Consider the following 12347-nt stretch of genomic DNA (forward strand, 5'->3'; position numbering starts at 1 on the left):
GAGGAAGTCGACCCGGGATCCTGGCCAGCATCCCGGACGCCCGCAGCGGTTTGTTGACCCGGGTCGGCCTTGCTCAGGCGTCGAAGCGGAGGTCGACCATGTCGCGGTGGATATCGATCGACGCCACGAGGCGCGAGTCGATGTCTTCGGGCGCGAGCCCGAACTCGAACTCCGCGAAGGTCTCGCCGTCGCCATCGGCGTCGGGCCGGAGGTCGACGCGCACGAGGCTCAGCGAGCGGAGTGCGTCGATGTCGCGATCGCCCGAGTCGCGGGTGATCGCGTCGCCCGCGACATCCGCGTCGTCGCCGCCCAGCACGGAGCGGAGGAACAGCGAGACGGGGCTCGAACCCGAGTCGAGCTGGCCGACGAAGACGCCGCGCAGTTCGTCGTCGATGAGCTCGAGCTCGCCGACCATCGTCGCCGCCGCGTCGAGTGACGCGCTCGAGACGTCGTCGGAGTCGGCGTCGAGCACGACCTCGACGTCTTGATCGCCGTACTCCTTGCGCTCGGCCCAGTAGTCGCCGATGAGGCCGAAGTAGTCGTGTTCGATGGCCATGTCGTTCTCCTTCTCAGCCGACGAGCTTCTGTGCGAAGACGTGCGGCGTGAATCCCGTGAGGTCGCCGATGCCCTCGCCCTGTCCGATGAGCTTGATGGGCAGGCCGGTCTTCTCCTGCACCGCGAGCACGAAGCCGCCCTTGGCGCTGCCGTCGAGCTTCGTGAGCACGAGGCCGGTGACCCCGCCGTGCTCGATGAACGCCTCGGCCTGTGCGAGGCCGTTCTGGCCCGTCGTCGCGTCGAGTACGAGCAGCACCTCGCTGATCGGAGCCTGCTTCTCGACGACGCGCTTGATCTTGCCGAGCTCGTCCATGAGCCCGCCCTTCGTGTGCAGGCGGCCCGCCGTGTCGATGATGACGATCTCGGTGCCGTCGCGCTTGGCCTGCTCGACGGTCTGGAAGGCGACGGACGCCGGGTCCTGACCCTCGCGCTCGGGGCGCACGATGCCGACGCCGGCGCGCTCGGCCCACGTCGCGAGCTGGTCGACCGCCGCCGCGCGGAAGGTGTCGGCCGCGCCGACGACGACGGAGCGGTCGAAGGTGCGGAGGAACCGGGCGAACTTGCCGATGGTGGTCGTCTTGCCGACGCCGTTGACGCCGACGACGAGCACGACCGCCGGCCGCTCGGTGAGCTTCAGCGTGGGGTCGTACTTCGAGAGCCGCTCCTCGACGATCTCGCGGAGCATCCGCTGCACGTCCTTCGGATCGGTGGTCTTGAACCGCTCGACCTGTGCGCGGATCTGCGCGACGATCTCCTCGGTGACCGATGGGCCGAAATCGGCCCGGATGAGGGCCGACTCGAGGTCGTCCCACGTGTCCTCGTCGATCGTCTTCGCGCCGAAGACCCCGCGGAGTGCCGCGCCGAGCGACCAGGATGCACGTTCTGCCATGTCTCCAGCCTAGAGCGCGAGCCGGCTACACCGATCCAGTCGGGCCCCGCAAGGGGTTGCCGGCCATGCTCGGGAACGGGAGCCTCGGAGGAACGGAAGGAGTGCGGATGACGATCGTGGGATTCCACGCCTCGCACGAACAACTCCCGCCGAGCCGCCTGCTCGAGGCGGTCCGGCACGCCGAGCAGGCGGGCTTCGACGCCGCGATGTGCAGCGACCACTTCGAACCCTGGAGCGTGCGCCAAGGACACTCCGGATACGCGTGGAGCTGGCTCGCCGCCGCGCTCGAGGCCACCCGGTTCTCGCTCGGCGTCGTCACGGCACCGGGTCAGCGCTACCACCCGGCGGTCGCCGCGCAGAGGATCGCGACCCTCGCCGAGATGTACCCCGGGCGCTTCTGGGCGGCGATCGGCAGCGGCGAAGCGATCAACGAGCACATCACGGGCGATCCCTGGCCCGACAAGGACGAACGCGACGCGCGGCTCATCGAGACCGTCGACGTCATGCGTCGCCTGCTCGCCGGCGAACAGGTCTCCGCTGCCGGACGCATCCGGGTCGACCGCGCCCGCATCTGGAGCCTGCCCGAGTCGCCTGCTCCACTCTTCGCAGCGGCGGTGAGCACCGAGACGGCGCGGGAGGCCGCGGCCTGGGCCGACGGCGTCATCACGGTCGACCAATCGCCCGACGCGCTCCGGGCCTTCATCGACGCCTATCGGGATGCCGGCGGGCGCGGGCCCGTCTCGGTCCAGGTCCACCTGAGCTGGGCGCCGACCGACGACGAGGCGCGATCGATCGCGCACGACCAATGGCGCCAGAGCCTGGTTCCGGCGCACCTGGCCTGGGAGCTCGAGACGCCGGAGGACTTCGACGATCGCACCTCGGGGGTCTCGGCAGAGCAGGTCGCCGAGACACTGCCGGTCTTCGCCGATCCCGGCCGGCACCTCGAGCACCTGACGGCCATCGCCGAGCTCGGGGTCGATCGCATCTTCCTGCACCACGTCGGCACCGAGCAGGCCGCATTCATCGACGCGTTCGGCGAGCACGTGCTGCCGGCGCTCAAGGAGGTCGACCGATGAGGATCACCGACCGGAGCGACCTGTGGTGGAAGACCGCGGTCGTCTACTGCCTCGACGTCGAGACCTACATGGACTGGAACGACGACGGCTTCGGCGACTTCGAGGGTCTCGCGCACCGGCTCGACCACCTGGCCGAGCTCGGGGTCACGTGCATCTGGCTCATGCCCTTCCAGCCGAGCCCCGACCGCGACGACGGGTACGACATCACCGACTTCACGGGCGTCGATCCCCGACTCGGCTCGCTCGGCGACGTCGGCGAGTTCACCCGCACGGCTCGCGACCGGGGAATGCGCGTCATCATCGACTTCGTCATGAACCACACCTCCGACCGGCATCCGTGGTTCACGGCGGCACGACGCAGCCGCAATTCGCCCTACCGCGACTACTACGTGTGGCGTGACGAACCTCCGGCGAAACAGGCCGCGACGGTGTTCCCGGGTGAGGAGGACAGCGTCTGGGAGCTCGACGAGCGCAGCGGCCAGTACTACCTGCACAGCTTCTACCGGCATCAGCCCGACCTGAACATCGCCAACAGCGCGGTTCGCGACGAGATCGCGAAGACCCTCGGATACTGGCTCGAACTCGGGATCTCGGGGTTCCGCGTCGATGCGGTGCCGTTCCTGATCGAACCGCCCGAGGGGGTCGACATCGGCGATCCCCACGAATTCCTCCGCGACATCCGCCGCTTCCTGCAGCGCCGCTCGAGCGAGGCCGTCCTCCTCGGCGAGGTGAACCTGCCGTACGACCAGCAGCTCGAGTTCTTCGGCCGGCCCGGCGACCCGCCGGAACTGACGATGCAGTTCGACTTCCTCGGCATGCAGGCCCTCTTCCTGTCGCTCGCCCGTGAGGACGCACGCCCGCTCGCGAAGTCGCTCGCCGAGCGGCCCGTGCTCGAGCCCGAGGCGCAGTGGGCGAATTTCGTCCGCAACCACGACGAGCTCACCCTCGACAAGCTGAGCGATGCCGAGCGCCAGGAGGTGTTCGACGCGTTCGCTCCCGAGGAGTGGATGCGCGTCTACGACCGCGGGATCGCCCGCCGACTGCCGCCGATGCTCGACGGCGACCCCCGCCGCATCCGCATGGTCTACAGCCTGCTCTTCTCACTGCCGGGCACCCCCGTGCTGTTCTACGGCGAGGAGATCGGCATGGGCGAGAACCGCGACGAGGGCGGACGGATGACCGTGCGCACGCCGATGCAGTGGACCGCGGGAAGGAACGGCGGCTTCTCGCGCGCCGCGCCGCGCCGACTCGCAGCGTCGGCGCCCGACGACGGGTACGCGCCCGAGCACGTCAACGTCGAGTCGCAGATGCACGACCCCGATTCGCTGCTCAGCATCATCCGCAGCTTCGCGGTGCGCTACCGCAGCTCCCCCGAGATCGGCTGGGGCCGCCACGAGGTGCTGCCGAGCGGGCAGGACGCGGTGCTCGCGCATCGCATCACCGCGGACGTCGGGCACTTCGTCGCCGTGCACAACTTCGCGCCGACCCCGACGGTGGTGGCACTCGAACTCGGCCCGGTGCCGGCCGATTCCGTGCTCTCCGACCTGTTCGCGGTCGACACCTTCGAGCTCGACGAGCGCGGGCGAATCGACGTGCACCTCGACGCCTACGGGTATCGGTGGTTCCGGATCGTCGACCCCGACGACCGCCGGCTCACCTGAGCGACGTGACCCCGTCGCGGAGCGCATGCCCCGGCATCCGTCAGCTCGCCTTCGCCTCGCGCTCCTCGCGCACGCGCTGTCCGACGACGGCGGACACGCCGTCCTGCCGCATCGAGACGCCGTAGAGCGCGTCGGCGATCTCCATCGTGCGCTTCTGGTGCGTGATCACGATGAGCTGGGAGTCGTCGCGCAGGGACTCCATCGTCGTGAGCAGTCGTCCGAGGTTCGCGTCGTCGAGCGCCGCCTCGACCTCGTCCATGATGTAGAACGGGCTGGGGCGGGCCTTGAAGATCGCGATGAGCAGCGCCACCGCGGCGAGCGAGCGCTCACCGCCCGAGAGCAGCGAGAGGCGCTCGATCTTCTTGCCCGCGGGCTTCACGCTCACCTCGATGCCGGTCGTGAGCATGTTCTCGGGGTCGGTGAGCGTGATGCTGCCGACGCCGCCCGGGAAGAGCACCGGGAAGACCTCGGCGAACGCCGCCTGGGTGTCGTCGAAGGCACTGCGGAAGATCGACTCCATCTTGCCGTCGATCTCCTCGATGATCGTCAGCAGGTCCTTGCGGGTGTTGGCGAGATCGGTGAGCTGCTCGGTGAGGAAGAGGTGGCGCTGCTCGAGCGCCGCGAACTCCTCGAGGGCGAGCGGGTTGACGCGGCCGAGCTGGGTGAACTTGCGCTCGGCCTGCGCGAGCCGGCGCTGCTGCTCCTCGCGACGGAACGGGCGGGGCTCGCCATCCTCCTCCTCGGCGGGGATGAGCTGCTCGGGACCGTACTCGTCGACCAGCACGTCCTCGGTGAGCCCGAGCTCCGACTCGGCGCGCTCGACGAGGCCCGCGACGTGGAGCTTCTTCTCGTAGATGCGCAGCTCGAGGCCGTGCACGTCTTCGGTCACCGACTGCAGCCGCTCCCGTACGGCGGCCTCTTCTCGGCGCACCGCCTGCAGCTCCTCGTTGCGGCTCGCGCGTTCGGCCTCGGCACGGCCGAGCGCCACACGCGCTTCGGCGACGGATGCATCGACGGAGGCGAGCGCCTCGGGCAGTACGTCGGCCACTCGCGTGGCCGCCTCGAGCTGTGCCCGACGGATCACGGCACGGCGCGCGGCATCCGCTGCCGCCTGCCGTTCCGCCTCGAACTGGGCCTCCATGGCGCGGATGCGGGCCTCCTCGGCGCGCACGCGCTCCTTCGCCGTCTCGAGTCGCAGCTTCGCCTCGACCTCGGCCTCGCGGGCCGTTTCGAGCGCAGCGAGCGCGCCGTCGCGGGCGGCCGTCTCGAGCACCGGTCGCGGTTCGGCACGCGCGGCCTCGAGTGCGGCCTTGGCGGCGCTCGCGAGCTGCTCGGCCTCGGCGACGCGCTCCTCGGCGAGCGCCGCGGCCTGCCGCAGGCGCTCGGAGTCGGCATCGGCGGCCTCGGCCTGCACGCGTGCACGGTTCAGCCGCTCGGTGCGCTGGGCGAGCTGCGCGTCGAATTCGCGGAGCGCCGCGAGGGCTCGCTTCGACTGCTCCTTCGACTGCTCGACGATCTGGCGCTGCTCGGTGAGCTCGAAGCGGGCGCGCTCGATCTCGGCGCGCACCTCCTCGAGGCGGGCGGCGGCGCGATCGCGTTCGGCGATGAGTTCGATGCGGCTCTGCTTGCGGCCGGAGCCGCCGCGCAGCACGTAGCGGCCGACGACCGTGCCGTCCTTCGTGATGACGGTGGCCGGGCTCGCGCGCTTCGCGAGCGCCGCCTCCGCCTCACGGGCGGCGGCGAGATCGTCCGCGATGAGCACTTCCGCGAGCAGGCCGAGCACGCCTGCGGGCGCGGTCACGACGTCGGATGCCGCGATGAGCCCCGCGACCGGCGCAGCCGCCGCGGACTCGGTGCCGGCGTCGGCGAGCGCCAGGGCGACGCGACCGAGTTCGCCGCGCTCGGCGTGCTCGAGGGCGCGGTAGGCCGCAGCCCGATCGTCGACGAGCACCGCGTCGCTCAGCGAGCCGAGTGCCGCGGCGATGGCGGGTTCGTAGCCCGGCTCGACCTGCAGCGCCTCGGCGAGGAGGCCCCGCACCCCGCTGACGCTGGCCGTGACGAGCGCCGCCGAGCCGTCCTTCTGGTCGAGGGCGAGCGAGAGCGCCTGGGTGCGGGCGCCGAGGGCACCGTGTTCGCGCTCGCGACCGTGCAGCGCCTCGCGGATGCGCTCGATCTCGGCCTCGGCCTCGAACACGGCCGCCTGCGCGAGCTCGTACGCCTCGTCGAGGTCGGTCTCCGCGGTCTCGCCGTTGTCGGCCTCGGCCTCGGCCGCGACGAGCGCGGTGGCCGCCGACGCGCGACGCTCGGCAGAGGCCGCGAGGGCGTTCTCGTGGCGCAGCACCTCGCCGCGCACCGCGGCGAGCTTCGACGCCGCCGTGTCGGCCTGGCCGGTGAGCTTGGAGAGTTCGAGGTCGTACGCCGAGACGAGCGCGCTCTGCCGGGCGATGCCCTCGTCGACGGTGTCGAGTTCGGCGCGGCGGCGCATGGTCGCCTCGTGCGCATCGTCGAGAGCGGATGCCGCGCTGCCGACGCCGTCGCGGATGCCGGTGAGTTCGGCCACGGCCTCGTCGATCATCGCGCGGGTCACGCTCGGCGAGACATCCGTCTGCTCTGCCGCGCTGCCGAGCAGTGCGATGCGCTGCCGGGCGAGCGAATCGAGCGATCGGAGGCTCCCCTGCGCCTGCTCGAGCGCGAAGGTCGTCGATCGCGCCCGGTCGACGGCATCGCCGATCTGCGCCTGCTCGAGGCGGGTGACCTTGGCCTGGTGCTGCTCCAACTGATCTTGCAGCACGAGGCGCTCGGCGTGACGCTCGTGCTCGCTCTTGCCGTGTTCATCGAGGGCCCGGCGGAGGCCGACGACCTCGTCGGCGAGCAGTCGCGCCTTGGCATCGCGCACGACCGCGGCGATCGTCGCCGCTTCTCGGGCGACCTCGGCCTGGCGGCCGAGCGGCTTCAGCTGCCGCCGGATCTCGCCCGCGAGGTCGGAGAGGCGGGTCAGGTTCGCCTGCATGGCGTCGAGCTTGCGGAGCGTCTTCTCCTTGCGGCGACGGTGCTTCAGGATGCCGGCGGCCTCCTCGATGAAGCCGCGGCGGTCTTCGGGCGTCGCCCGCAGCACCTGGTCGAGCTGCCCCTGGCCGACGATGACGTGCATCTCGCGACCGAGGCCCGAATCGCTCAGCAGCTCCTGCACGTCGAGCAGGCGGCAGTTGTCGCCGTTGATCGCGTACTCGCTCGTGCCGTTGCGGAACAGCGTGCGCGAGATCGTCACCTCGGTGTACTCGATCGGCAGCGCGCCGTCGCTGTTGTCGATCGTGAGGCTCACCTCGGCGCGCCCGAGCGGACCGCGGGTCGAGGTGCCCGCGAAGATGACGTCCTCCATCTTGCCGCCGCGAAGGGTCTTCGCGCCCTGCTCGCCCATCACCCAGGCGAGGGCGTCGACGACGTTGGACTTGCCGGAGCCGTTCGGTCCGACGATGCAGGTGACGCCCGGTTCGAACGCGAACGTCGTCGGCTGTGCGAAGGACTTGAAGCCCTTGAGCGTCAGGCTCTTCAGGTACACGTCCCACCCTCTCCTGGTCGCGAGAACGCTGGGGTCTACGGTATCCGAGGATCGAGCCCCCGCCGCGCACGCGCGCCGCCCTCCGTTCGATCCGATCTTGTCGTCGTGCGGCGCTGCCGATATCCTGATCGGCTGCCCGCGCTGACGCGGGCCGGAGAGTGCAGTCAACCAGATGAGCGTCGACATCCGCCCGATCCCGGTGCCCGCCTCACTCGGCACCCCCGCTGCCGCCGACTTCGAGGCATTCGCGGCGTTCGCCGAGGCCCTGGTGGTCGAAGTGCACGGCACCGACGAGCTCAGCTTCGGCGCCGACGAGCTGCTCGTGTTCTACCGCGACGAGCGATACGTCCGGCGACGCGCGTTCGGCGCGTGGGACGACGACCGGCTGATCGGCGTCGCGAACGTGGCCTGGGAGCTCGACCCCGACGCGACCACCGCCTTCTCGACCATCTTCGGCGTCGCGCCCGAGTCGCGGCGCCGGGGCATCGGCAGCCGTCTGCTCGCCGAGCTCGAGCGCACCGCACGCGACGCAGGCAGGCCGGCCCTCGTGCTTCGTGCCGACCACCGCATCGACGACGGCGATTCCGGGGCCGAACGGCTCAGCGCTCCGCAGGGCGATGCGAGCATCCCCGCCGATGAACCGGCCGCCCGCTTCGCGCTCGCCCACGGGTACGCGCTCGGCCAACTCGACCGGATGAGCGCGATGGCAGTGACGGGCAGAGCGGGCGAGTTCCGCGAACGCCTCGCACGCCAGGCATCGGCTTCGCCGGGCTACCGGCTCGTGACGTGGCACGATCGCACGCCCGACGACCTCGTGGACGCCATGGCGCATGCACGCGAGCGGATGTCGGTGGACGCGCCGGGCGCCGGGATCTACGAGCAGGAGGCCTGGGACGCCGACCGGATCCGATCGGAGGAGCAGGACGCGCTCGATGCCGGCCGCACCACGATCATCACGGCCGCGATCGCCGCCGACGACGCAGTGGCCGGGTACACGCAGTTCGCGCTCGCGCCGCGCAAGCGGGTCGCCTTCCAGGACGACACGCTCGTGCTCGCCGACCACCGCGGTCACGGCCTCGGCCTGCGCATGAAGCTCGCGAACCTGATCGAGCTCGGTCGCACCGCCCCCGATCGCGAACGCGTCATCACCTGGAATGCCGACGAGAACGCACACATGCTCGCGATCAACGTCGCCCTCGGCTTCGAAGCCGTCGCGATGGATTCGTCGTGGCAGAAGGGCCGACAGGAGGAGGGATGACGGCCGTGGAGATCCGTCGCGTTCGCGTGCCGCACCTGCTCGGCACGCCCGAGGCTGCGGATTTCGAGGCCTGCGCGGCGCTCGGCTCCGAGCTCGAGCGAGCGAACTGGGGCCACGACCACTTCGCGGAGAGCGCGGCGGAGATGCTCGGGCGGCACCGCAACGACGCTCACCGCGGGCACGCGCTCTTCGGCGCATGGGACGGCGACATGATGGTCGGGAGAGCGGGGCTCGGTTGGGAGCGGGATCCGGAGGCCGCCACGGTGGAGTTCACCCTCGGCGTGCTCCCGCGGCATCGCAGGCGGGGCATCGGGTCGGCGCTGCTCGCGGCGACGGAGGACGCGGCTCGCGACCTCCGCCGCGGAACCGTCGTCGGGTACTCGGACCACCCCGATGCCGAGGGCGACGACGTGCCGGTGCTGCACGCACCCGACGGCGATGCGGGGCTCGCGGCATCCGTCGCCGCCGCCGGCTTCGCCTCGGTGCACGGCTACGAACTCGCTCAGCTCGAACGCGTGAGCATCCTCGACCTGGCCGACCGGGTCGGCCGGTTCCGCCGAGAGCTCACGGCACGGATGGCGCGTGCGAACGCCGGCGGCTATCGCATCGAATGCTGGACCGATCGCACTCCGGGCCACCTCGTCGACGCATATGCGGCGGCACGCGAGCGCATGGCCCTCGACGTTCCGGCGGGCGGCGTCACGATCGACGAGGAGCGCTGGGATGCCGCTCGAGTACGCGAGCACGAATCCGAGTCGCTCGAGGGCGACGCGAGCCTGCTCGTGGCCGCTGCCGTCACCGGCACCGGCACGATCGCCGGATACACGGAACTCGAACTCCCCATCGGACGCGAGATCGCGTACCAGTCCGACACGCTCGTCGTCGGCGCCCACCGCGGCAAGGCGCTCGGCATGCTGGTGAAGCTCGCGAATCTGGTGCGGCTCGCCGAGACCGAGCCCGCGCGCACCGTCGTCTACACCTGGAACGCCGACGAGAACGAGCACATGCTCGCGATCAACATCGCGCTGGGATTCCGCCGCTGCGGCCTCGAGGCCGTCTGGCAGCGCGTGCTCCCGGGGCCGGGCCGTCAGACCGGCTGAACCCGAACGGCACCGTACCGCGCCACGATCGTCTGCACGGCCTCGTCGACCACGTTGCGCGTCTCGTGCTCGCTGAGCGACCAACCGCCATGGATGAGGCGCGGCCAGAAGACGACTGTGGAGATCATGCCGAGGAACTGCGCTGCCGCTGCATCGGGATCGTCGATGCGCGCCGATCCGGCCGCGTCCTCGGCTCGCAGGTAGCGCCCCAGCGCCGCGAACACGGGCAGCGTGCCGAAGTCGAAGGTGCGTTCCCGCAACTCGGGGAATCGTTGCGACTCGCCGATCAGGGTGCGGATCAACTGCTCCATGCGGGGGCGGTTCAGCAGCTCCACGTATGCGGAGCCCAGGGCGGTCAGACCCGCGCCGAGATCGCCGGTCGGCGGGTCGACGACGGCTCCGGCCGGTGCACCGCCGGCCTCGAGGACCATCGCCTCGAAGAGCTCGGCCTTCGTCGGGAACTGCTTGAACAGCGTCGCCTTGGAGACCCCCGCCTGCTCGGCCACGCGCGTGAGCGAGGTGCGGTCGTAGCCGTGCTCGAGGAACAGGGCGGTGGCCGCGTCGACGATGGCCGCGCGGTTCGTGGCGGCGATGCGGCGGTGATACGCGGAGAGTTCGCGGGGCATGCATCCAGTATGCCAGAGAGGTGAGTCGCTTGACTCACGACTCGACTGTTGCTACTTTTGCAAGTGGTAAGCCAAGCGACTCACCTCAAGCAAGGGAGCTGAAATGGGCAAGCTCATCTATTCGATGATCACCTCGCTCGACGGGTACGCCAAGGCGGCCGAGGGCGACCTCGGCAACGGAGCCGAAGACGAAGAGGTGCACACGTTCATCGGCGACGCCTTTCGCAACGTCGGCACCTTCCTCTACGGCAGGCGCATGTACGAGACGATGGTCTTCTGGGAGACCGTCGACGCCCAGGCCGACGTGCCGCCGTACATCCTGCAGTACGCCGACGAGTGGAAGGCGGCGGAGAAGATCGTGTACTCCACGACGCTCGAGGCGGTGTCGAGCGCGAAGACCAGGATCGAGCGCACATTCGACCCCGATGCGGTCCGCAAGTTGAAGGCGGAGTCCGACCACGACCTCAGCGTCGACGGGCCGAACCTCGCAGCCCAGGCGATCGCGGCCGGACTCGTGGACGAGTACCACCTCTTCATCACCTCGAGCGTGGTCGGTGGCGGCACCCGGTTCTTCCCCGACGGCGTGCGTCTGGATCTCGAGCTGTTCGCGCAGCGAGCCTTCGACAACGGACTGATCTATGCGGGCTACCGCACCCGGTGACGTTCGGGTTGCGCGGCGGCCCTCACCGCATCACCGCAACCGCTGGCACTTCGGGCAGAAGTGCGAGCCGCGGTTCATGAACTGCTCGCGAACCATCGGCGTGCCGCAGCGCGGGCACGGCTTGCCGGCGCGCCCGTAGGCGTTCAGCGAGTGCTCGAAGTACCCGGATGCCCCGTTGACGTTGACGTACTGGGCGTCGAAGCTCGTGCCGCCCTCGACGAGCGCCTTGCCGAGCACCTCGCGCACCGCACCGAGCAGGTCGCGGGCGCGCCGGCTCGACAGCGAGGAGGCCGGCTGCTCGCCGTGCAGGCGCACGGCCCACAGCGACTCGTCGGCGTAGATGTTGCCGATGCCGCTGACCACGCCCTGGTCGAGCAGCACGCGCTTGATCGCCGTGCCGCGCTTCGCGAGTGCCGCGAGGAAGGCCCGCTCGGAGAACGCGGGGTCGAGCGGATCCCGCGCGATGTGGGCGACCTGGGCGGGCACCTGCCGCGCCCACTCCCCCGAGACGCCGTCGGAGAAGCCTCCGATCTCGCCATCGGCCGTCGGCACGAGCCGGTCGATCGCGAGCGAGCCGAAGATGCGCTGGTCGACGAAGTCGACACGCAGTTCACCGTGCTCGGGATGCTCGAGGTGCAGTCGAACGCGAGCGTGCGCGTCGTCGCCCGGGTGATCGGGCGTTCGCAGCAGCATCTGCCCGCTCATGCCGAGGTGCCCGACCACGGCCCGACCGGAACGCACCTGATCACCCGAGAGCGGCAACCAGAGGAACTTGCCGCGACGCACGGCCGCCTCGATGCGCGCTCCGGTCATGAGCGCTTCGAAATCACCGGATGCCGCGTCGTGCCGTTTCAGCGACCGAGGTTCGAGCACCTCGACCGCCGACACGACGGCACCGGTGACGGCCGGAGCGAGCCCGGCCCGCACGACCTCGACTTCGGGCAGTTCAGGCATCCCTCGA

At 70.5% G+C, this 12347-nt stretch carries 10 protein-coding genes; 5 read left to right on the forward strand and 5 right to left on the reverse strand.

Annotation, left to right across the window (positions count from 1 at the left end; all coding sequences use genetic code 11):
• Positions 1–73 precede the first annotated feature (73 nt).
• Both ACFTQE_RS07640 and ftsY read right to left on the reverse strand, forming a co-directional pair.
• Entirely contained in the window at positions 74–556 is a 483-nt protein-coding gene (locus tag ACFTQE_RS07640) for a DUF2004 domain-containing protein (protein ID WP_376924481.1), read from the reverse strand.
• 13 nt (positions 557–569) lie between these two features.
• Positions 570–1445: a signal recognition particle-docking protein FtsY gene (ftsY, locus tag ACFTQE_RS07645; protein ID WP_332063374.1), complete on the reverse strand. Its 876-nt coding sequence runs from the start codon at positions 1443–1445 to the stop codon at positions 570–572.
• 107 nt (positions 1446–1552) lie between these two features.
• On the opposite strand from ftsY, the gene ACFTQE_RS07650 reads away from it, so the two are divergent.
• Both ACFTQE_RS07650 and ACFTQE_RS07655 read left to right on the forward strand, forming a co-directional pair.
• The gene (locus tag ACFTQE_RS07650; protein ID WP_376924482.1) at positions 1553–2521 is read left to right on the forward strand and encodes a TIGR03885 family FMN-dependent LLM class oxidoreductase; all 969 of its coding nucleotides are present in this window, start codon (positions 1553–1555) and stop codon (positions 2519–2521) included.
• The gene (locus ACFTQE_RS07655) at positions 2518–4182 is read left to right on the forward strand and encodes an alpha-amylase family protein (RefSeq protein WP_376924483.1); all 1665 of its coding nucleotides are present in this window, start codon (positions 2518–2520) and stop codon (positions 4180–4182) included. The genes ACFTQE_RS07650 and ACFTQE_RS07655 overlap by 4 nt, the downstream gene beginning before the upstream one ends.
• 40 nt (positions 4183–4222) lie before the next feature.
• Here the strand turns inward: ACFTQE_RS07655 and smc are convergent, their stop codons facing one another.
• Entirely contained in the window at positions 4223–7741 is a 3519-nt protein-coding gene (gene smc / locus ACFTQE_RS07660; RefSeq protein ID WP_376924484.1) for a chromosome segregation protein SMC, read from the reverse strand.
• A 172-nt stretch (positions 7742–7913) separates the two neighbouring features.
• Here smc and ACFTQE_RS07665 point away from each other — a divergent pair, with 172 nt between their 5' ends.
• Together ACFTQE_RS07665 and ACFTQE_RS07670 are read left to right on the forward strand one after the other, a co-directional pair.
• Entirely contained in the window at positions 7914–8999 is a 1086-nt protein-coding gene (locus ACFTQE_RS07665; protein WP_376924485.1) for a GNAT family N-acetyltransferase, read from the forward strand.
• On the forward strand, positions 8996–10099 hold the full coding sequence (locus tag ACFTQE_RS07670; RefSeq protein ID WP_376924486.1) for a GNAT family N-acetyltransferase: 1104 nt from the start codon (positions 8996–8998) through the stop codon (positions 10097–10099). The genes ACFTQE_RS07665 and ACFTQE_RS07670 overlap by 4 nt, the downstream gene beginning before the upstream one ends.
• On the opposite strand, the gene ACFTQE_RS07675 is transcribed toward ACFTQE_RS07670, so the two are convergent.
• On the reverse strand, positions 10087–10725 hold the full coding sequence (locus ACFTQE_RS07675) for a TetR/AcrR family transcriptional regulator (RefSeq protein WP_376924487.1): 639 nt from the start codon (positions 10723–10725) through the stop codon (positions 10087–10089). The genes ACFTQE_RS07670 and ACFTQE_RS07675 overlap by 13 nt on opposite strands.
• A 103-nt stretch (positions 10726–10828) precedes the next feature.
• On the opposite strand from ACFTQE_RS07675, the gene ACFTQE_RS07680 reads away from it, so the two are divergent.
• Entirely contained in the window at positions 10829–11386 is a 558-nt protein-coding gene (locus ACFTQE_RS07680; protein ID WP_376924488.1) for a dihydrofolate reductase family protein, read from the forward strand.
• A gap of 30 nt (positions 11387–11416) precedes the next feature.
• On the opposite strand, the gene mutM is transcribed toward ACFTQE_RS07680, so the two are convergent.
• Positions 11417–12340 (reverse strand): bifunctional DNA-formamidopyrimidine glycosylase/DNA-(apurinic or apyrimidinic site) lyase, encoded by a 924-nt coding sequence (gene mutM / locus ACFTQE_RS07685; protein WP_376924489.1) that lies wholly within the window; start codon positions 12338–12340, stop codon positions 11417–11419.
• Positions 12341–12347: the final 7 nt, after the last annotated feature.

It is taken from the genome of Agromyces sp. NPDC056965 (genome assembly GCF_042673425.1).
GTDB lineage: Bacteria > Actinomycetota > Actinomycetes > Actinomycetales > Microbacteriaceae > Agromyces.